16 protein-coding genes are annotated in these 21,538 nt (G+C 55.9%); 9 read left to right on the top strand and 7 right to left on the bottom strand.

All coding sequences use genetic code 11. The annotated features are described in order from the left end of the window. Positions 1-90: 90 nt before the first annotated feature. Both M504_RS08435 and M504_RS08440 read right to left on the bottom strand, forming a co-directional pair. Positions 91-891: an SDR family oxidoreductase gene (locus tag M504_RS08435; RefSeq protein ID WP_047490122.1), complete on the bottom strand. Its 801-nt coding sequence runs from the start codon at positions 889-891 to the stop codon at positions 91-93. 25 nt (positions 892-916) lie between these two features. Further along, complete coding sequence (locus M504_RS08440) at positions 917-1,402, bottom strand: MarR family winged helix-turn-helix transcriptional regulator (protein WP_047490125.1); 486 nt, start codon at positions 1,400-1,402, stop codon at positions 917-919. Positions 1,403-1,529: 127 nt separating this feature from the next. Here M504_RS08440 and M504_RS08445 point away from each other — a divergent pair, with 127 nt between their 5' ends. From M504_RS08445 to M504_RS08455, 3 genes are all read left to right on the top strand, one after another. Continuing rightward, positions 1,530-2,165, top strand: a complete 636-nt coding sequence (locus M504_RS08445; protein ID WP_047490128.1) for an RNA polymerase sigma factor — start codon at positions 1,530-1,532, stop codon at positions 2,163-2,165. A gap of 127 nt (positions 2,166-2,292) precedes the next feature. Next, positions 2,293-3,885 (top strand): phosphoglycerate dehydrogenase, encoded by a 1,593-nt coding sequence (gene serA / locus M504_RS08450; RefSeq protein ID WP_047490130.1) that lies wholly within the window; start codon positions 2,293-2,295, stop codon positions 3,883-3,885. A gap of 25 nt (positions 3,886-3,910) precedes the next feature. Further along, positions 3,911-4,228 (top strand): FmdB family zinc ribbon protein, encoded by a 318-nt coding sequence (locus tag M504_RS08455; RefSeq protein WP_047490133.1) that lies wholly within the window; start codon positions 3,911-3,913, stop codon positions 4,226-4,228. A gap of 68 nt (positions 4,229-4,296) precedes the next feature. On the opposite strand, the gene M504_RS21210 is transcribed toward M504_RS08455, so the two are convergent. The 3 genes from M504_RS21210 to gatB form a co-directional block, all read right to left on the bottom strand. Continuing rightward, on the bottom strand, positions 4,297-4,692 hold the full coding sequence (locus tag M504_RS21210) for a DUF6496 domain-containing protein (protein ID WP_232296210.1): 396 nt from the start codon (positions 4,690-4,692) through the stop codon (positions 4,297-4,299). A gap of 53 nt (positions 4,693-4,745) precedes the next feature. Continuing rightward, the gene (locus tag M504_RS08470) at positions 4,746-6,215 is read right to left on the bottom strand and encodes a hypothetical protein (RefSeq protein WP_047490136.1); all 1,470 of its coding nucleotides are present in this window, start codon (positions 6,213-6,215) and stop codon (positions 4,746-4,748) included. 427 nt (positions 6,216-6,642) lie between these two features. Then, a complete protein-coding gene (gatB, locus tag M504_RS08480) occupies positions 6,643-8,124 on the bottom strand; it encodes an Asp-tRNA(Asn)/Glu-tRNA(Gln) amidotransferase subunit GatB (RefSeq protein ID WP_047490142.1) in 1,482 nt (493 codons plus the stop codon). A gap of 178 nt (positions 8,125-8,302) precedes the next feature. Here gatB and M504_RS08485 point away from each other — a divergent pair, with 178 nt between their 5' ends. Both M504_RS08485 and M504_RS08490 read left to right on the top strand, forming a co-directional pair. After that, positions 8,303-10,297, top strand: coding sequence for a DUF3857 and transglutaminase domain-containing protein (locus M504_RS08485; protein ID WP_052200536.1), 1,995 nt, complete (start codon positions 8,303-8,305; stop codon positions 10,295-10,297). 34 nt (positions 10,298-10,331) lie between these two features. Further along, positions 10,332-12,341 carry a DUF3857 and transglutaminase domain-containing protein gene (locus tag M504_RS08490; RefSeq protein WP_047490145.1) on the top strand — a complete coding sequence of 670 codons (2,010 nt, stop codon included), beginning with the start codon at positions 10,332-10,334 and terminating at the stop codon, positions 12,339-12,341. Between the two features lie 66 nt (positions 12,342-12,407). On the opposite strand, the gene M504_RS08495 is transcribed toward M504_RS08490, so the two are convergent. Further along, on the bottom strand, positions 12,408-13,322 hold the full coding sequence (locus M504_RS08495; RefSeq protein ID WP_198137555.1) for a PD40 domain-containing protein: 915 nt from the start codon (positions 13,320-13,322) through the stop codon (positions 12,408-12,410). A gap of 112 nt (positions 13,323-13,434) precedes the next feature. Here M504_RS08495 and mfd point away from each other — a divergent pair, with 112 nt between their 5' ends. The 4 genes from mfd (at position 13,435) to galU (ending at position 20,513) form a co-directional block, all read left to right on the top strand. Continuing rightward, the gene (gene mfd, locus M504_RS08500) at positions 13,435-17,061 is read left to right on the top strand and encodes a transcription-repair coupling factor (RefSeq protein ID WP_047490147.1); all 3,627 of its coding nucleotides are present in this window, start codon (positions 13,435-13,437) and stop codon (positions 17,059-17,061) included. Then, positions 17,058-17,726, top strand: coding sequence for a YdeI/OmpD-associated family protein (locus tag M504_RS08505; protein ID WP_047490150.1), 669 nt, complete (start codon positions 17,058-17,060; stop codon positions 17,724-17,726). The genes mfd and M504_RS08505 overlap by 4 nt, the downstream gene beginning before the upstream one ends. A gap of 38 nt (positions 17,727-17,764) precedes the next feature. After that, entirely contained in the window at positions 17,765-19,519 is a 1,755-nt protein-coding gene (locus tag M504_RS08510) for a DUF885 domain-containing protein (RefSeq protein ID WP_047490153.1), read from the top strand. Positions 19,520-19,637: 118 nt separating this feature from the next. After that, positions 19,638-20,513 carry a UTP--glucose-1-phosphate uridylyltransferase GalU gene (gene galU, locus M504_RS08515; RefSeq protein ID WP_047490156.1) on the top strand — a complete coding sequence of 292 codons (876 nt, stop codon included), beginning with the start codon at positions 19,638-19,640 and terminating at the stop codon, positions 20,511-20,513. A gap of 60 nt (positions 20,514-20,573) precedes the next feature. Here galU and M504_RS08520 read toward each other — a convergent pair whose 3' ends face one another. Continuing rightward, complete coding sequence (locus M504_RS08520) at positions 20,574-21,476, bottom strand: glycerophosphodiester phosphodiesterase family protein (RefSeq protein ID WP_047494090.1); 903 nt, start codon at positions 21,474-21,476, stop codon at positions 20,574-20,576. Positions 21,477-21,538 lie beyond the last annotated feature (62 nt).

Genomic DNA, 21,538 nt, shown 5'->3' on the forward strand with positions numbered 1-21,538 from the left:
TCCCCGTTCTCGACGCAGTCGGCGTGATGACAAACGAAAAGGGATGCGAGTTGATCGCATCCCTTTTTCTTTTTGTTGAGGATTGGGTGATCAGAGGTTCAGCTTTTTGAAAACGGAGTCCGGGATGGCGCGGACGACAGCCATGATGGGACGCCACTTGGCGGGGACGTACATGACACCGCCTTCGCCCTTGGCGATCGCATTGGCGATGTCCTTTGCTACGGCATTTACATCTGCGAACTTTTCGCTGCCGGGCATGCCTGCCGTCATCGCGGTTTTCACAGGGCCGGGCTTGATGGTGAGCACCCCTACGCCATCGCGGTCGATGCGGTTGCGGAGGCCGTCGACGAAAGCTGTCAGGCCAGCTTTTGACGCGCCGTAGACGTAGTTGCTCTTACGGCCACGGTCACCTGCCACAGACGACAGCACTGCCAGCGTTCCGCGGCCCTGCTTCAGGCAGAAGTTTGCCAGCCATGTGAGCATGCTTACCGGGGCTGTGAGGTTGGTGTGCAGAATCTGTTCGGCGTGGGCCACGTCCGTTTCTGCTTTGGGCTGGTCTCCCAGGATGCCAAAGGCGAGATAGGCCACGTCCAGGCCGCCGAGTTGGGTGATGGCGTGGGCAAGCAGGCCGGGATGATCTTCAAGACGATCCAGGTCGGTGGCGGCAATATCGACAAAGGCCGCACCACGGACGCGGAGATCGCCCGCCATGGCGCGCAGTTTCTCCTCAGAACGGCCTACGAGGAAGATGTTGGCTCCCTCTGCGGCCCAGATGCGGCAGGTGGCTTCTGCGATGCCACTGGTGGCACCTAAAACCAGGTAACGCTTGGGGTTATGCGAAAGATCGCGCGTTGGTAGGGGTGTTTCCAATGCGGTTGTTGTCTCAGACATCGTTCGTTGTCCCTCAAAGAGGAGACTAACAAACGTCCTTTGCAGGAGGGTTATAGCCCGCCTTGCGCAGCAGAGTGATCAGGGTTTGCTGGTCGTCGCGGCCAAGCTTCTCCAGCAGCAATTTGCTGGCTTCCAGATGGACTTCCAGCATGCGCTGGCTGAGTCGCTGGCCTGCAGGTGTGAGGTGAACACGCACAATGCGGCGATCTTCCTCCGAGCGCTGGCGCACAACCTGCTTCTTTTCCACAAGGCGGTTCACGAGGCTGGTGGCAGTGCTGAGTGGGATGTCCATAAAGTCTGCCAGCTCGGACATGAGCGCAGGCCCGTGCTGGTTAAGCCAGCCGAGAGCGCGGCCTTCCTGCGGCGTGGTCTTGATCTTTTGCAGTGAACGCGAACCGGGCGCCATCGACATCTGCCGAAACATACCGTACAGGGCAATCAGGAACTCCATGGGAGTTTTGTCTTCAACGGGCGGTGTTTTCGGCGTGCGCGACATCTCTTGGCTCAGCATAAGCGTAGTTCTCCCCGCTTGGAAAGGTTCGATGCCGTAATGACACAAAATTTTCCAAATTAATACGGAACCGGGATACTTCGATTGTCGTACTATTGAAAAATCGAAGTACCGGAGTTGCTTCGCCATGGCCCAAACGGAAACTGTACTTTCCCCCGCCGAAATTCTTACCGAACGCCGCCGCATTTCCGCCGGGCTCCGCCGCCAAGATCCGGACCTGCTGCAGGAATTGATCAACCGTTACCAACACCGCCTTTTGCGCTACCTTTGCAGCCTGACCGGACGCACGGATCTGGCCGAAGACCTGTTTCAGGAAACGTGGATCCGCGTGCTGGAACGCGGCCATCTGTATGACGACCGCGGCGACTTTGATGCGTGGCTGTTTACGGTGGCACGCAATCGCGCGCTGGATCATTTCCGCCGCCGCAGCACGGTTTCGCTGGACGAGATGATGCATCCCGACGAGGAAGGTTCGGCCGCATTCGACCCGCCGGCTGCTGATTTGTCTCCGTTGGAAGCCTTTCGGCTGGCCGAACAGGCCTGCCTGCTGCATGCCACGATGGACCGGCTGCAACCCATCCACCGCGAAGTGTTGCAGATGCACTTTTATGAAGACCTGACGATGCGTGAAATTGCCGAAAAGACCGGCATTCACATGCCGACAGTGAAATCGCGCCTGTACCGTGCGATTGGATTCTTTGAGCAGTTTTTGCGGGAAGCGCTGACCGGCAGCAGCGTCCCGGTGGCGGCTGCGCAGCACTAAATGTGCCTTCTGCGGACAAGACGGAACGGTTGGCTACAATAAGAGGGGACCTGTTTCATTCCGGACCGGCGATTTCCGCCGTGTTCTTGCACCCGTTCCGTCATCCAAGAAGGAAAATATTGCAGCGATGAAGATCGTACTTGCCGAGAAGGTTTCGCCCGCCACCCTTGCCGTCTTCCAGCAGGAACCAAGCTGGAAGGTAGTCACCGCAGACAAGATCACCAACCTGGAAGCTGAACTGGCCGATGCTGATGCGCTGGTTGTCCGCTCTGCTGTACAGGTGACGGCGGAGTTGCTGGAGCATGCGCCGAAGCTGCGTGTGATTGGTCGCGCCGGTGTGGGTGTGGACAACATTGATGCGGACGCTGCAACCAAGCGCGGCATTGTGGTGATGAACACGCCGGGCGCAAACGCCGTGGCGGTCGCCGAGCTGACGCTGGGCCTGATGATCACCATGGCGCGCCAGATCCCCAAGGCAAACGCCGCGCTGCACAACGGCAAGTGGGAGAAGAAGTCGCTACAGGGCACCGAACTGCGCGGCAAGACGCTGGGCATTGTGGGCCTGGGTCGCATTGGCCTGGAAGTCGCTCGCCGTGCACGCTCTTTCGGCATGGACCTGATTGGCTATGACCCGTTTGTTGCTCCGGTGATTGCACGCGAAAACGGTGTAACGCTCGTTGACATTGACACCATCTTCAAGGGCAGCGACTACCTGACACTGCACGTGGGTCTGACCCCGCAGACGGAAGGCCTGATCAACAAGCACTCCATCGCGATCATGAAGAAGGGCATCCGCATTGTGAACTGCGCCCGCGGTGAACTGATTGTGGATGACGCGCTGGCAGAGGGTCTGACGACTGGTACTGTTGGCGGCGCTGCGCTGGACGTCTTCCGGCAGGAGCCGCTTAAGGAATCGCCGTACTTCGGTATCGACAACATCATTCTGACGCCGCATCTGGGTGGATCGACGGACGAAGCACAGGAGGCTATCGGCATCCAGCTTGCAGAACAGGTGAGCGCTTACCTGAAGGATGGCGTGGTGCAGAATGCGGTCAACGTGCCGTCGCTTTCGCGTGAGGAGTACGTCGAAGTGGCACCGTACATTGACCTGGCGCAGCGCCTGGGCACCTTCCTTGGTCTTGCGACACCCGGCAACCTGGAGAACATGGACATTGCCTATTCCGGTCGCATCGCCACTGGTAAGACCGACCTGATTCGTAATGCGGTTATCAGCGGAGTGTTGAGCGATTCCGATGTGAACACCATCAACGCGACCGCTGTTGCCAACGATCGCGGCATCCGCGTGCAGGAAGATAAGAAGGAATTTGCCAGTGGTGGTGCGGGTTCCGTGCTGAAACTGACGCTGCACTCGGCTGAAGGCGATGCGTCTGCTTCTGCTACCGTGCTGCATGGCAATGCTCCGCGTCTTCTGTCGCTGGATGGCATTGACATTGAAGCGCCGCTCACGGGCACGCTGCTTGTCTTCCGCAACCACGACGTGCCGGGCGTGATCGGCCGCATCGGCACTGTGATTGGCGAGCACGGCGTGAACATTGCCAACTTCGCACTGGGCAAGAGCGTTCGTTCGCAGCGCGTGCCGCAGGGACAGGCCATGGCTGTGGTGCAGATTGAGGCTACGCCGGAGAAGGTGGCGGAGTTGCTCCAGGCCCTGCGCAAGGTGGACGCGATTGCCAGCGTTCGCACCGTAGAACTCTCGTAAGGCATTTCAGGAAAGGAGACCACCGATGCCACTGTACGAATACCAATGCCAGAACTGCGGCCGCACGCTGGAAAAGCGGCAGAAGTTCTCTGATCCGGAATTGACCGAATGCCCGCATTGCGCCGGCAAGCTGGAAAAGCTGTTATCCGCACCTGCGGTGCAGTTCAAAGGCGGCGGCTGGTATGCCGACCTGTACTCGTCGTCGAAGGGTGGAACAAAATCTGGTGGGGATAAAAGCGCTGCAGCAAGCACTACGTCCTCGTCGGATTCTTCCTCGTCGAGCAGCAGCACCACTTCCACTGCGGCACCGAGCACTGCATCGACCAGCAGCACGACGAAGTAACTAACTTACGACAGATAACAGAAGGCCGCGGGCAAATGCCTGCGGCCTTCTTCACTTCGAACGAAGAGCTACTTCTTCTTCGGTGCGGGCGGCACCTTCTTGCCTGCCTTGCGAGCTTCGCTGAGGCCGATGGCGATGGCCTGCTTGCGGCTGGTGACCTTCTTGCCGCTGCGTCCACTCTTCAACGTGCCCTCCTTCATCTCGCGCATTTCTCGCTCAACCTGCTTACCCGCTGCGGGCGAATACTTACGAGTGCTGCTCTTCTTCGCAGCTTTCTTTGCGGTGGTCTTTTTGGCAGCCGTTTTCTTTGCAACTGTCTTCTTCGCCGCAACCTTCCTGGCAGTCGTCTTCTTTGCCGGAGCTTTCTTCGTTGCGGACTTCTTCACGGATGACTTCTTCACCGTGGTCTTTTTTGCGGGGGATTTCTTCGTTGCAGATTTCTTGCTTGCCTTTTTCGTTGCCATAACTACTTCTCCCTGATGCGGTACTACATTTCGTGCGGGGTGACTTTGCTGCGTCATGGTTTGGCGCTACGCCTTCTGCGCAGTACCCACAAAACGAATCCTGTTGCGGCGACGATACCAATGATCGTCATCTGTTCGCCGGTAAGCACTACGCGGCGAGAGAGGGTTCCGTGTTGCCACGCGTCGTAACTTCGCTGCACATCGTCGCGCAGGCCGGGAACGGTGAGCGTGGCATAGTCCGTTGTCGGGAGTGATCCAAAAATACGCGCAGGATCCGGTGGTGCACCACCTGTGTCTTTCGGCACCGCCTCCATCAACTTCGTAATTTCAGCGTCGGGCTGATCTCGGAATAACTCGGTTTGCGCAGTGCTGGGAAAGAGCGTGGTCTTCCCTGTCATCTTGAATTCAATCGCGTTGACTACGTCCTGGCAGACGCCGAGCGTGTAATAGCCACCGAAGGGTAGTTGCGCGTGCGCCGCATGGAGATACGCATAGGCTCGCAGCATGTTGCCGGTTAGTCGCGTGACTTCTACGGCGTCCGCGCCGTTGTATTCATGGGCGTGGCGGCCCATCACCCAGGGTTGATTCTGTTCGTCGTTGGTACGAAATTCTGCGCGGCCGTCGATACCGAAGTAGAACGCAACGTTCGCGTTGATCTTCGGCCCACTGATGAGCCACTCATATTCAGCATGTGCAACGGGGATCAGCAAGCGACGTTTTGGTTTCCACCAATGATCGCGTGGTACCAGCAACAGGCTGTCGAGGAAGAACGGCATCTCGACGTCTTTGCCGTTGTAGTGGAAGTGGCCGAAGTTTGCGAAGTAACGTGCGTCAGCCACCGTGACTGTATGGCCTGTGGCCACGAGTGCCTGCACTAATTCCTGCGGTGTGTGTGCGGTATGCTGATCCAACGTGACCGTGAAGTTCGATGTATCGCGATAGCTATTTAGCGACAGCCGATTCATCACCTCAGCCAGACGTGCGCTTTCACTATGCAGTGGAGCAATCTTCGGATCGGGGCCATCGCCGTGCGTTACCCCCGCCAGAAGAGGCGTGATGTCTGCCTTAAATTCAGGACGGTCGCTGGGAACATCCAGCGACTCTGTCTGCGGCTGCGTCAGGTTGTACGGACCGATGTTCACGCCGGCGGCAACGTCATAGGGCTGGTTGTCTGTCTTGACCATGCGGCTGCCGATGTCTACCGTTTGTGTGACGTGATGAATCGTCCATCCCGGAAAGCGATCCAGCCCGGTCCAGTCTTTACCCAGGATCATCTCTCGTAGAGTGTCAAAGAGCTTCGGCGTTAGATATGCGCCGTTCTTACCGCCCTTGTTCAGATAATCCAGAAGCTGTTCCGTGAAGCCCGGCTGCGCCGAAAGCTCGCTCATCATCTGCGAAAGCGCAACTGTGTTTGGCGGCAACGCAGCCTGATCGTTGGCAATGTTCCGCGCAACATCCGCCTTCGTCGCACATCCAGCGAGAAGCAAGAGAGTGGAGAGTCGTAGAACGTCCCATGCGCGCATGCAACTTATACGATGCACCTTTGCATCGCGAAGTCGATATAGACATGCACCAGAAAAATGCGCCAGGTCTCTTGGCGTCTAGACCTCTCGTTGTTTCTTGTCTACCTGAGGGAAAGGCCATATCAGCAAGAGGGAGACCATGATCGACAACGGGATGGAAAGGAGATCCCACCCGTCTCCGTGTAGACTGCCCATTCTCAAGGCGAGTCGGCCCAGTTCAAGGACTACGAATCCAGGCAAAGTCAAAAGAGCAACAAGGCCGTGGGCTATGACGCCTGCATAGCTATTTGATAAGAACACCGGGGCAATCGCTGTTGCGAGTAGCGATGGAAAGATGCCAAGCCAAAATTCCAGCCTTGTCAGTTGGCGCATCTCTCACCTCGAGCTCTGGGGGCTTCGATCCTGGGATCAAAACGGCCCACGATTCCTATCCTTCGTTCAACTTCTTCACCACGAGTTCGTTCAGCAGTGCGGGATTCGCCTGGCCCTTCGACAAACGCATCACCTGTCCAACGAAGAATGCGCTCACTGTCGTCTTGCCGCCCTTGTACTGCTCCACCTGCTTTGGATTTGCAGCGATCACTTCGTCGATCATCTTTTCAATCGCACCGGTGTCGCTGATCTGTTCCGGCTTTTCGCGATCGTAGACTGTGGCGAAATCTTCGTTCTTCTCAAAGCTGATGTCGAAGAGACCCTTCAACTGCTTGGAAGAAAGCTTGCCTTCTTCCAGAAGATCCGCAGCCTGCACAATGCCCTTCATCGATACCGGCGACTGCGAAAGTTCAAGACCTGCGGCGTTCAAACGTCCGATCAACTCACCGAGCAAAAGGTTCGCAACACGCTTCGCGCTCTTTGCCGTCTTTGCCGCAGCTTCAAAGGTATCGGCGAAGCTGCGGTCCGATGCGAACGTTGCTGCGTCCTGTGCCGTGAGGTCATACTCCGCAATCAGCCGCGCACGTTTGGCTTCCGGAAGCTCCGGCAGATTCTTAAGGATGGATTCCTTCCACGCGCTATCGACGATCAGTGCCGGAAGATCGGGTTCAGGGAAATAGCGATAGTCATGCGCGGCTTCCTTGCTGCGCATGGAGTACGTGCGGCCTTCGGCAGAGTTGTACAGGCGCGATTCCTGCACCACACGCGCACCGCTCTCCACCACTTCCACCTGACGCTCAATTTCATAATGGATGGCATCGCGGATGAAGCGGAAACTGTTCACGTTCTTCACTTCAGCCTTGGTGCCATACTCCGGCGCGCCCTTCAGCATGACGGAGACGTTGGCATCGCAACGCAGCGACCCCTCTTCCATGTTGCAGTCCGAGACGCCGGTGTACAGAAGGATTTCCTTCAGCTTGGTGAGGTACTCGTAGGCTTCTTCCGGCGTGCGAAGGTCGGGTTCGCTGACGATCTCCACCAGCGGCGTTCCGCAGCGGTTCAGATCGATATAAGTGCGGTTGGCGCTATCGGCGAAGCCGTCGTGAATGCTCTTACCCGCGTCCTCTTCCATGTGCAGACGCGTGATGCCGATACGGCGTGTGCAACCCTTGCCATCGCTGACGTCCAGCCATCCGTTCTCTGCAATTGGCTTATCGAATTGCGAGATCTGGTAACCCTTGGGCGAGTCGGGATAGAAGTAGTTCTTGCGCGCGAAGATGCTTTCTTCGTTGATGGTGAGGTTCAGCGCCTTTGACGCCAGCACAGCAAACTCCACCGCTTGCCGGTTCAACACAGGCAGCGCGCCGGGCAAGCCCAGGCATACGGGGCAGACGTGGGTATTGGGGTCGCCACCGTACTTGTTGATGCAGCCGCAGAAGGCCTTCGTCTGCGTCAGTAACTGTACGTGGACCTCCAACCCGATCACGGGCTGGTACTTAGCGAGAATCTCAGGAGAAACACCGGCAACGAGCGACATATCTATCTTTCATTCTAGCGAAGGCGGGTGGAGAACCATTTTGGGAATCGCAGAATTCGCAGTCCTCCGACCGCTTGCACGTTAGCACGCGGTCACGTATTACTCCTGTATCCCGATTTTCTGATTGACACTGCCGGGTGAATTCTTTGTCCGGCAGATATTTTGAGGTACTTTTCCCATGCCGCCCGTTGCCCTGCCTGGCAGCCTGCTTCGCGCCGTCGCCGCATCCTGGCTGATGGCAGCATGCTGCATTCCCGCGTTTGCCAAAGATCAGGTTCCGGACTGGGTGAAAACCGCAGCCCAAACCTCCACCGATAAGGTTTCGAGAGAAGCCGACGCCGCCGTCCTGCTGGAAGAAGTCGCATATACCGTTGCGCCGAATGGTTCGCTTGTGGAACATGTGCGCCGCGTGGTGAAAATTCTGCGTCCGCAGGGCCGCAAGCAGACAGAGATGTTTGCCTACTACCGCAGTTCGCGGGACAAGCTGAACTATCTGCACATCTGGAGCATTGGCCCGGACGGCAAGGAATATGCCCCCAAAGACAAGGAACAAAGCGATCTTGCAACCGATGGCGGATTCGCACTGTACAGCGATTTCCGCGTCCGTGGACTGACGCCCCCGGCCATGGATGTGGGTGGCATTGCCGCCATGGAATATGAGCGGCAGGAACAACCCTACGAAAACGACATTATCTGGAGACCAGGGGAGGACATCCCGATTTTGCGGGAGCGCCTGACCCTGAACCTGCCGGACGGTTACACCTACAAAGCCACCTGGAAAGGCAAACCCAAGGCCCAGCCCGTGGATGCTGAACATGGAAAGACGCTTTGGGAGGTGGAGAACCAGGAGTCACTGGTAACGCACGACCGCGTTCCGCTATCGCCCAACCAATTCGCCATTGCACCGCGCATGGACATCTTCTACCAGGGTCCGGTCACGACTCCGTATGGAGCGATGACGGGCGATTGGAAGAGCATTGGCGAATGGTACGAGCGGCTGGCCAAGGACCGTAACAAGCCGGACCCAGCAATCACTGCAAAGGCGCAGGAGCTGGTCGCCGGCAAAACCGACTTCCGTGATCGCGTGGCTGCGGTATCCAACTTCGTGCAGAGTGATATTCGCTATGTTGCGATTGAAATTGGTGTCGGTGGTAATCAGCCGCATCCCGCAGCGGATATTTTCCGAGCGCGCTATGGCGACTGCAAGGACAAGGCCACACTTTTGAGTGCCATGCTGGATGCAGTTGGCGTGCGCTCCACATGGGTGATGGTGGATACCCACCGCGGCATGATCAGTAGCGACGCGCCGTCGCTTATGGGCAACCATATGATTGCCGCCATTGAGCTGCCCGCGAATTACATGCCCAAAGAGATGTATAGCGTGGTCATAGCGAAGAGCGGAAAACGCTTTCTGATCTTCGATCCCACATGGGAGAAGACACCGTTCGGCCAACTTGAGCATGAACTCCAGGGCAGCGATGCATTGCTGGTGGATGGAGCCGACAGTCAGGCCATCCGTCTCCCCATTCTGAAACCAGAACAGAATCACGTTCAGCGCAAAGCCAGCTTCCAGCTCGCAGCAGACGGCACGCTTTCAGGAACCGTGACACAAGAGGAAGGCGGCGACATTGCACGTACCCTGCGCGCGCTCTCTCTGAATGACGAGAAAACGCAGCAGCAAGCATTGGATCGGTCACTGGCCAGGGATCTTCGAGCTTTCCACGTGGAAGGCATGAAGATGGAGAACACTGCGGCGCTGGATCGCAACCTGCAGCTTCAATACACCATCAAGGCAGACCACTTTGCAGAGCCTGTCGGCAATCTTTTCGCTATCCGTCCGCGCGTGCTGGGAACTGAATCAATGCGGGTGGATGAGAAGCCACGCATCCTTCCCATTGATCTTGGGGAGACGCGCCTCATCCATGACGACTTCACCATCGAGTTACCAGCAGGCTTCTCTGTGGATGAACTGCCGCCACCGGTACATATAGACCTCGGCTTTGCCTCCTATACCAGCGAGAGCAAAGTGGTGGACCATGCGATTCATTACAGCCGCACGTACACCGTGCGCGAAGTAAGCCTGCCTGCCGAGCGTTATGCCGATGTGCAGAAGTTGGCACGCATCATTCAAGCCGACGAACAAAGTAGCGCTGTATTAAAGCGCGCCAATTAATTTCTCAGTACGACCCACTTAGGAGTTCCACGTTATGAAGTTCCGCCTTATCGCAGCCGCTGCACTTGCTCTTGCGATCACACCGCTCAACCATGCACAACAATGGACCGCACCTACTCCGGAAGAGTTGAAGATGACTTCATTCGCCGACGTTCCGGGCGCCGATGCCATTGTGCTGAACAAGGAAGAGATCGACGATGACGACATGCATGTGCAGCACCACTACATGCGCATCAAAGTTCTGACGGAAAAAGGTCTGAAGTACGCCGACATCGAAGTTGATTTCAATAAGAAAACGGATTCGTCCGGTTACACCATTGGCGAGTTCTCTGCACGCACTGTGCAGCCGGACGGCACAATCGTTCCATTTACCGGCAAAGGCATGGACAAGGTCCTGGAGAAGGACGCAATTAATAACTACACCCGACGCGCTTACACCTTGCCAGCCGCTAAGGTGGGCAGCATCCTGGAATATCGCTACTCGATCCGGCGTGACGATAACTGGTTCTCGTCACCGCGGTGGATCATGCAGGGCGACCTCTATATCAAGAGCGAGCACTACCTTTGGAAGCCGACAGACCATCCGCTTGTGACACGATCACGCGGTGGCCGCGAGAATATTTCGGAACGTCTGACCTGGGCCAAGGCACTTCCCGCAGGGTTGGATGTAGCGCAGATTAAGACGCCGAACGGTCGCATTCAGTTTGAGGTCACTGCATCCGACGTTATGCCGTTTGCGAACGAGCAGTACATGCCTCCCATCTACTCTTCGCGTTACCACGTGTTCTTCTATTACACGCCTTACTACAACGGTAAGGATTACTGGGATACGGAGATCAAGTATTGGAACTCCGACACCAACAAGTTCACAGGCAGCAACAGCACAGTTTCTTCCACTGCACACGAGATCACTACAGGCGCAACCACGGATGAGGATAAGGCAAGAAAGCTCTATGCCTTTGTAATGACGCTCGAGAATACGGATTACACGCGCGAGCGGACATCGCAAGAAGAAAAGAAAGAGATCAAGTCGGCGGAAGATGTTCTGAAGCGGAAGCATGGATCTGCAAACCAGATTGCCATGACGTATGTCGCTCTGGCACGTGCTGCTGGGCTGAAGGCAGATGCCATGCTCGTCTCAGACCGCTCCTATCTCATCCTGGACGTGAGCTGGCTGGATATTTCGCAGCTTACGGACACCATCGCGATTGTGAACTATGGCGGCCAGGACCATTACCTGGATCCGGGCAGCCGTTACACCCCCTTTGGCCACCTGGAATGGGATCACACTATTTCCGGCGGTATCCGAGAAGACAATAAAAACGCAGCGCAGCAGTTCACCATGACTCCTAGTGACACTTATAAGTACTCGCACACGTCGCGCGTGGGAGATTTGACGATTGCAGACGATGGTCACATGACCGGAAAGGTGACGTTGACCTTTGAAGGCAGCCCCGCACTCCGCTGGCGCCACGTTGCATTGAAGAACGACGATGCAGAACTGAAGGATCAACTGAAGAAAGAAATCGAATCGATGCTGCCAAGTGGCTCTGAAGTGAACGTGGCATCGATTGGAAACCTTACTAACGGCGAGCTCCCGCTGAAGGTAGAAGCCACTGTAAGTGGCCGCATCGGCAACAGTGTTGGATCACGTGTGATGCTGCCCAGCGTATTGTTTGAGAACAATAACAATCCGCGCTTCCCGCATGAAAAGCGCGATCAAGCCGTCTATTTTCCTTACTCGGAGCTGAGCCAGGATGCCGTACGCTATACGCTTCCCGCCGGCTGGGCCGTAGATTCCGCTCCTGTCAACCAGGTAACCTCGTTTGAAAAGCTGGCAGCTTATACTCTCACCTCGCAGCAGAAAGCGAACACCATCACACTGCGGCGCGACTTCATTATGGGCGATATCTATTTCCCGAATGATAAGTACAAGGAACTCCGCACCTTCTACAACGACTTTGAAGCAAAAGATCATAGTAATGTCGTTATCAAACGCAGCCCTGCCACTGCCTCAACGGCTGCTTCCGCTAGTGCACAGTAATCAATCATCCATAGAAAAAGAGGCGCTCCTTCGGGAGCGCCTCTTTTTTCGTGTGTGCTGTAGCGTTCAGGGGATAGGTTCGTAAGTCACGTAGGCAAACGAATGAGAATCCGGCGACCACGAATTTACATTGATCGTTCCCTGCCCACCGATCGCCGTGACTAACGGCTTAGGAGCCGATGCTGGTGTTCCTTTGTGCAATGGCACTCCCATGATCTGCACCTGTACCGTGCGAGGATCGTGCGTGGCTGTTCCCTTCGGGTAGGCAATGTAAACCAGCATCTTTCCGTTGGGCGATGGATGCGGGAACCAGTCCTCATTGCCATCGGCAATCATCTTCTCAGCGCGTTCATCTGCTTGGCCCGCGCCCGTAACAGGCATGCGCCAGATTGATTGCTGCCCAGTTCGCTCGCTGTTGAAATAGATCGTGCGGCCATCCGGTGTAACGTCCGGTCCGTCATCGCGGCGTTCGTCTGTTGTCAGTCTCACCTCCGAACCACTATTGAGCCGAAGGCTATATAGATCAAATTGCTTTGTGCCATTGCGTTGCGCAACGAAGACAATCGTGTTGCCGTCCGGGGTGAAACCGTGAAAGTAGCTGTTCCATTCCGTCGTTAACGGACGGATGTTTGTGCCGTCTGCATTTGCGAGATATACGTTCGATCCCTTTGCGGGAGCTTTCGTAGCAGAAAACACAAACAATTTGCCGTCCGGCGAAAAGCCCTTGTCGTTGTTACAGCGATATTCCGAAGGAATCTGTAGGCGTTGTGGCTTCAAAGATCCATCGGGCTGCGGATCCATCCGATAGATCGTGCCGCCTGAGTTTGCAATCAGGAATTTTCCATCCGGCGACCATGTGGGAGCCTCCCACACCGCGTCCGCCTGAAAGACTTGGTGTGTCTTGTGGTCATTCATGCGATAGATCCACATGCGGCTGCGCAATGGCTGAGGCGGCGGTGTTGCTGCCTGCTGTGCAACCACTGCCCCTGTAACAAGGCATCCTAAAATTACGCTGTATCGAGCCATCATCCCGCCTTCACGGCACAACCTGACACCACTTTTCTGAACGACGGAAGACTACACTGAAAAGGCAATGATTCTCCCCTTTGTCCGCGACATGATTGCGGACCTGGAACATACCGAACCGTTTGAGCGCCTGCGTCGCCATCTTTCCGGCGGGTCGGGGCGACGCCGCGTCTCTGGGCTGACTGCAACAGCGCGCGCCATTTATCTGCCGTTAATGATTCGCGCCAGCAATGCTCCGGCGCTGATTCTGGTAAGCGATAACAAGGCCGCGGAAGCGCTCCATGCGCAGCTTAATGCCACATGCGAATTGACCGGTGCGCTGAAGTGCGAAGAGGTTCTACGCCTGCCCGCACATGATGTTTTGCCGTTTGAGAATCTGTCGCCGCACGCCGAAATTGCCGAGCAGCGCGCAAGCACTCTATGGAAGATCTGCACAGGCGCGGCGCGTGTGGTGATTGCGCCATTGGAAGCCGCGTGCATGATCCTGTTCGGTCGTGATTATTACGCGGCACTCACCATTGAACTGAAGCGCGGTGAAGAGCATGACACCACCATGCTGCTGGAGCATCTGCTAACGGTGGGTTACACGCGCGTGGATGTGGTTGAAATGCCCGGACAGGTGACTCTGCGCGGCGGCATTATGGATGTCTATTCGCCAGAGATGGATCGGCCTGTCCGCATTGATTTCTTCGGCGACGAGATCGAGTCCATGCGCAAGTTCGATCCGGAGACGCAACGCTCGTCTTCACCCGTGGATGAAATCACCCTGCTACCGCTGACGGAAACGCCCGTAACAGAAAAGCTGTTGGGCGCAGTACACGCGCGGCTTGTTCGTGGTGGCGCTGCCGGCGCAGAGCTGGAAGGCGGCGAAGAGCCGCGCGAGATTGCATCCAGCGTTGGGAATGTTTCGGTCTTTCCCGGATGGGAGTTTTTCGCACCTGTGGCAGGCGCGGCAAGCACGCTGCTGGACCTGATGGGCCCGAAGACACGCGTGTACGTGGAAGAGCCCGCCATGGTGAAGAACCAGGGCGAGCGCTGGTGGAACAAGATTGAGCAGCGGCACGACCGCAGTGGCATTGGAAATCTTGTTAAGCCCGGCGATATTTATATCTCGCCATGGGATCTTGAGGATCGCATTCGCCGCTATCCCGGTGTGGAACTGGATCAGCTTGGCGCTGTAGATGTGTTGGAAGTAGACACGTCTTCGCAGACAGAGATTGAATTTGCATCGCGTCCCACGATGCGTTTTCACGGCTCGATTCCTGCCTTCACAGAACATCTGAAATCACTGCAGCAGGCGGATGCGCGCGTGATGATCGCCGCGCCCAATCAGGGCGAAGTGGAACGGCTTGCGGGCATGTTGCAGGAGTACGGACTGGCTTATCGCATTGGTTCGCGCGTGCAGCAGCAGAGCGGCTCTGCAACGGTATACGAAGAGAGTAGCTATCTCACCGGCGACATTCGCACGCCCGTCATCGTGCGTACGCCGCTTGCTGCTGGCGTGCAGTTTCTTGATCTGGACAAAGCGACGGCGCGGCAACTCATTATCTTTGGCGCGCAAGACCTAAATGATGAAGCTGACGTCCAGGCGCGGCCCGTTCAGCGTAAGTCAAAAACAGCAGCCTTCATCAGTGACTTCCGCGACCTTACCGTGGGCGACTACGTTGTCCACGTAGAACACGGCATTGCGAAGTACATGGGCCTTCGCACCATTGACCAGGAAGGCGCTCCCTTGGAGCTGATGATCCTGGAGTTTGCAGACGAGGCAAAGCTCTATGTTCCGCTGACGCGCCTTGATCTGATTCAGAAATATCGCAGCAGCGAAGCCGGGCCTTCACCGGAACTGAACAAGCTGGGCGGGCAGGCGTGGGCCAAGACCAAGGCTCGCGTCAAGAAAGCCATGCAGGACATGACGGAAGAACTGCTGAAGCTGTACGCGCAGCGGCAGGCCGCCATGGGTTTTGCATACACGCAAGACACGCAGATGATGCGTGAGTTTGAAGACGCCTTCGATTACAACGAGACGGACGATCAGATTGCCGCGATTGCGGACATCAAGAACGACATGGAATCGAATCAGCCAATGGATCGGCTGCTATGCGGTGACGTAGGTTATGGCAAAACCGAAGTAGCAATGCGCGCTGCGTTCAAGGCAGTGCAGGATTCAAAACAGGTGGCGATTCTTACGCCAACGACGGTACTCGCATTCCAACACTTTCAATCGTTCAAGAAACGCTTCGCGCGCTTCCCTGTGAACGTTGAACTTGTTTCACGCTTCCGCACGGCAAAGGAACAAAAGAAGATTCTGGAAGACACTGCAGAGGGCAAAGTCGATATCCTCATCGGCACACATCGCCTGCTGTCGAAAGACATTGTTTTTCAGGACCTGGGACTGCTCGTTGTGGATGAAGAGCAGCGCTTTGGTGTGCGACATAAAGAACGCCTGAAACAGATGCGTGCACACATTGATGTGCTCGCGATGAGTGCCACGCCGATTCCACGCACACTGCACATGAGCCTGCTGGGCCTGCGCGATATGAGCGTGATTGAAACGCCCCCCAAAGACCGCATGGCGATTCAAACCATAGTGGCCAAGTTTGATGAGAAGCTGCTGCGTACTGCGATTGAATTAGAGCTGGAACGTAACGGCCAATGCTATTTCGTACACAATCGTGTAGAGACAATCTACGAGCTCGCGTCGAAGATACGCGAACTGGTACCACAGGCGCGCGTGATCACGGCGCATGGACAGATGGCAGAAGGTGAACTTGAAAAGGCGATGCTCGCTTTTATGAATGGTGAGTATGACGTTCTGTGCGCCACGAGCATTATTGAAAACGGCCTCGACATTTCGCGCGCAAATACGATCATCATTAATCGCGCAGATCGCCATGGATTAAGTGAGCTCTATCAGCTTCGTGGTCGCGTGGGCCGCAGCGATCGTAGAGCTTATGCGTATCTTCTGATTCCGCCTGAGAACGAACTTACTGAGGTTGCACGCAGACGCCTTGCCGCGTTGAAAGAATTCAGTGATCTGGGCGCGGGCTTCAAGATTGCGGCGCTTGATCTGGAACTGCGTGGCGCTGGCAACATGCTCGGCGGCGAACAGAGCGGCCACATTGAAGCCATCGGCTTTGAGATGTATACATCGATGCTGCAAGAAGCGGTAAGCCGCATCAAGGGTGAACTGAAGGATGAGCGTCCGGGCGTGGTGTTGAACCTTGGCATCTCGCTGCGCATTGATCCGACGTACATCGCAGAAGAAAACCAACGCCTGCGCATGTACAAGCGTATTGCTGGCGCAACGGATACGGGTGTTCTCGCAGACGTTCGTTCTGAGATGATTGATCGCTACGGCGAGCTTCCTGACTCCGTTGCGAACCTGCTTGCCGCAGCGGAGATTCGTTTGCAGAGCGAGCGCATCAGCATTGCGCAGCTTGATCGTAAACGTGTGCAGATGGAAGAGAACCGTCAGAAGGTCTTCCGCGAGATGATCATCATCAAGTTCGATCCGAAAGCGAAGATCGATCCTGGCATGCTGATGAAACTGGTGTCGCGCAATACGAAAAAGGGCGCAAAGTTTACACCGCAGGGTGTCCTGTACTGGCCTCTGACCAGCGCGCAATCAGCAGATGTAATTGCAGAAACGAAAGCATTGCTGGAACAGCTTGATCTGACGCCGGTGACTGCATGAAGACAAAGCCGCAATCTTTTAAGGCCACGCTAGAAAAGATGCAGGACACGCTTGGCTGGACCATTGTCCCCGTGCCGTTTGATCCTGCGAAGGTGTGGTCAGAGAAGATTCGCCAGCGCGTCAAAGGCACTATCAACAGCTTTGCATTCCGCACTTCGCTCTTCCCTGTGACGGGAAAAACCGGCACTTACTTTTTGCTGGTAAATCGTGCCATGCAAGAAGGAGGTAACGCATCTCTGGGCCATGTGGCATCGTTCACGCTTGAGCCTGATCTTGATCCGCGGCCTGCGGAGTTGCCGGAAGAACTGGACGCACTGTTGGATGAGGAGCCTGGCCTTCGTGAATACTACGAATCCTTTACGGAGTACACGCGCCGCGAGATGGGCAAGTGGGTTCTTGGTGTGAAAAGCGACGAGGCAAGGATGCGTCGTGCGCAGCAGGGCGCAGAACGGATGCTGTTTGCAATGGAGGGGGAACGCGAGCTTCCGCCTGCCATTGCAAAGGCGCTGAATGCGCGTCCCAAAGCAAAGGCTGGCTGGGCAAAGATGACAGAGTTGCAGCGCCGCAATGGATTGCTGGCCGTGGGCTACTACCAAACGCCGGAATCGCGCGCCAAACGCATTCAGAAGTTATGCGACGAAGCGGAAAAACGCGCCGGAAAGTAATCCACAACTCCGACCGCGCAGTAATATGTTCGCAAGCCATGCGACTGCTTCTACGCACTCTTACCGTTTCCGTTCTGACCCTCACGGCATGCAGCCTGCAGGCGCAACGCATCTCTGCCGACGGCGCCATGCAGACCTTTGATGTGCTGTCGAACCAGTACTTCGATGAGTTTTATTTCCCGAAGACGCCAACATCAGGAACGTCCGTTGGGTATCACCAGTTTGATACCAAATTGGAGGATTATTCCGCTGCGGCTCGTACAAAGCAGATTGCCGGATTGCATGATTGGGAAAAGAAGTTCGAAGACATTCCCGCAGATGGGCTAGATGCCTCCGTCGCCGCGGACCGCGAAATCCTACTGAACTCCATCCGGTCGCAGTTGCTCACTCTAGAAGTGATTCGACCTTTGGACAAAAATCCGGATGCGTATTCTTCTGGCGTTACGAGCAGCATTTTTGTGTTGATGGAGCGTCCGTTCGCACCTGCAAATGTCCGTCTGCGTGATGTCATTGCTCGAGAACGCCTGATTCCGCAGGTGTTTGAAGAAGCGAAAAAGAACCTGCAGAATCCCGCAAAGATATCCACGGAGATCGCGCTGGAGCAGATTGACGGCATTGTCAGTTTCTTCCAGACCGATGTGCCTTCTGCCTTCAACGATGCGACAGATCGCATTGCCAAGGTGCAGTTTGCAAAGACGAACGCCGCGGTGATTCAGGCGTTAAAGGATTACGGCACATGGATGAAGTCGGATCTGTTGCCGCGCTCTAACGGCGACTTCCGGCTTGGCGCAGATACCTATCGCAAAAAGCTGCTGTATGACGAGATGGTGGACACGCCGCTGGACAAGCTGCTTGCAGTGAATGAAGCGAACATGCGGCAGAACCAGGCGGACTTTGCGCGTATTGCTAAGGAGTTTGATCCGAACAAGACACCCGCGCAGGTGTTGGCGCAACTGGCGACCATCCATCCCGCACCGGACAAGCTGCTGGACGCCTTCCGCGACAGCTTTGCCGCGGAGATTGCCTTCATCAAGGATCATCACATCATCACGATGCCCAACGATGAGCGGCCAGTGCTGCAGGAGACGCCACCCTTTATGCGCGCCACCACATCAGCCAGCATGGACCCGCCAGGGCCGTTTGAAACACGCTCTACCAAGGCTTACTTCAACGTGACATTGCCGGAAAAAGGCTGGACTCCGGAACATATTGCCGAGCACATGGCGGAGTTCAACGTGGGCACGATTGTAAGCACCAGCGTGCACGAAGCCTATCCCGGCCACTTCACCCAATTCCTATGGCAAAACCAGTTCCCATCGCGCGTTCGTAAGTTGATCGGAGCTAACACGAATGTGGAAGGGTGGGCGCACTACACAGAGCAGATGATGTTAGATGAGGGCTTCCAGACACCCGGCGCGGACGTTCGCACACAGAAGCTGATTCGCCTGGGACAAATTCAAGACGCGCTGCTACGCAACGCGCGGTTCACAGTTGGCATCAAGATGCATACCGAAGGTTGGAGCACGGATCAGGCTGAGCAGTATTTCATAACCGAGGGATATCAGTCCCCTTCTGTTGCGAAGATGGAAACAAAACGAGGCACGTCCGATCCAACCTATCTGTACTACACGCTCGGTAAGCTGGAAATATTGAAACTACGAGCCGATCTGAAAGCAAAACAAGGTGCGGCGTTCAATTTGCAGCAGTTTCACGACAACTTTATGAGGCAAGGACCTGTGCCGATCAAGATTATGCGACAGGCAATGCTTAAAGATAATTCGCCAGTCTTGTAATCGCGCAGATGATGACAAGTTTTCATGGAACGCTATTTGGTTAACTCGGTTAAATCCGATAGCATGACGAAATCGCCCCCAGCGTCTTGTACGAAAACCTCCATTGGATAAGCCAGAGATGACCAAGACCATTCGTAAAGCTGTTTTTCCCGCCGCAGGCATGGGCACACGTTTTTTGCCTGCAACCAAGGCGACACCGAAGGAAATGCTTCCTCTGGTAGACAAGCCCCTGATCCAGTACGGCGTGGAAGAAGCCGTGGCTGCAGGGTGCACCGAGATCATCATTGTGACTGGCCGCGGCAAGGGCACGATGGAAGACCACTTTGATCGCGCTCCTGAACTGGAAGCTTCGCTGGAAAAGCGTGGCAAACATGCGCTGCTGGACATAGCACTCTCCACCACGAAGCTGGCGAAGATCACCTATGTGCGTCAGCCGGAGGCGCTCGGACTAGGGCATGCCGTGTTAATGGCGAAGGAGCTCGTTGGCGATGAGCCATTCGCTGTTCTGCTGCCGGATGATATCGTCGACGCGCAAACACCCTGCATGAAGCAGATGGTAGAAGCCTTCGCAAAGACGGGCTCGTCGATTCTCGGTAGCGAAGTCGTAGAAGGTGATGCGATCCAGAACTACGGCTGTCTTGCATGCGCACCTGATGCCTCGGACTCACGCTTGCTCAAGGTTTCCGACATGGTGGAGAAGCCGAAGCCAAGCGAAGCGCCGAGCCAGAACGCAATCATTGGCCGCTACATTCTGACCCCGCGCATCTTCGAAATGCTGGAGACAATCACGCCCGGTGCAGGTGGCGAGTTGCAACTTACTGACGGCATCAAGGCGCTGCTGCAGTATGAGAGCGTTTATGGCTTTACCTATGAAGGCAAGCGTCATGATGCGGGCGACAAGCTCGGGTTCCTGAAGGCAACGGTAGAGTTCGCTCTGCAGCGGCCTGACCTGGGACCGAAGTTCCGCGAATGGCTGAAGAACTTCCCCCTGTAAGCAGCGCTTCATTACAAAGCGAAATGGGATGCGATGATCGCATCCCATTTCGCTTTTGCACTACTGGTGCAAGGGCGGAGTCTGCTTACGCAGCCAATCCCGCAGCGCTTCAGGATCATCCACGATGATGCCATCGACATGGGCGTCCGTCAGTCGTTTCCACTCTTCCGGAGTATTGGGCGTATACGGCAGCACCTGCAGACCAAGCTTGTGCGCAACACTCACTTCTTCTGGTGTCACGAGGCTTGCATCAGGGCTAAGGATGTTTGCGCCTGACACCTTCGCCATATTCGCAAAGCTCTTATCAGGTTCGTTGATGCCCATCAGCTTGTCGTACTTCGCCTGACCAAAGAGAGCGGAGCGGCGAATCGCCGGATCAAGCGTCTGCATGGCGTGCAGTGTGCGGAAATCAAAGCTCTGAAGGATTACCCGCTGTTGCAGATGATGGTTGCGCACAGCCGTGTCGATCATCTGCACGAAGACCTCAGGCGAAGGTGTCATCTCCGGATGCAGCGGGAAGATTTTCGTCTCCACATTGAACTGGAAGGTGCCCTTCGGTGCCAGGTCCAGTACCTGACCAAACGTGGGAATATGCGTGTTGGGTACGGCTACCTGTTTTGGAAATGCTGTCAGCGTCTTAGCGCCGCAATCATATTGCTGCAACTGCTGGAAGGTCAGCGAATGAATTGGGGTGTCCTTAGCGAGCGGTGGGCCAACACATTCGCGCTCGCCAGGAAAGCTTGAGTTCAACACGGGTGAATGCGACACCACCAGAACATTGTCTTTGGTGACCGCGAGGTCCAGTTCCAGAACATCGGCACCATGGGCAATGGCGTATTCAAAAGCGGGAATGGTGTTCTCAGGCCGCGTGGCGCGCGATCCGCGATGCCCATGCACCACGACCATTTGTGCGCTGCACGCAGCGGTGCATAACAGCAGAGTGAAGACGTGTTTGATTCGCATCCATGCAGCATCCATCACGGCAATCAACGTACGATGAACCGTTTGGAAATTGCTCTCAAAAC

It is taken from the genome of Terriglobus sp. TAA 43 (assembly GCF_000800015.1).
Taxonomy (GTDB): Bacteria; Acidobacteriota; Terriglobia; order Terriglobales; family Acidobacteriaceae; genus Terriglobus.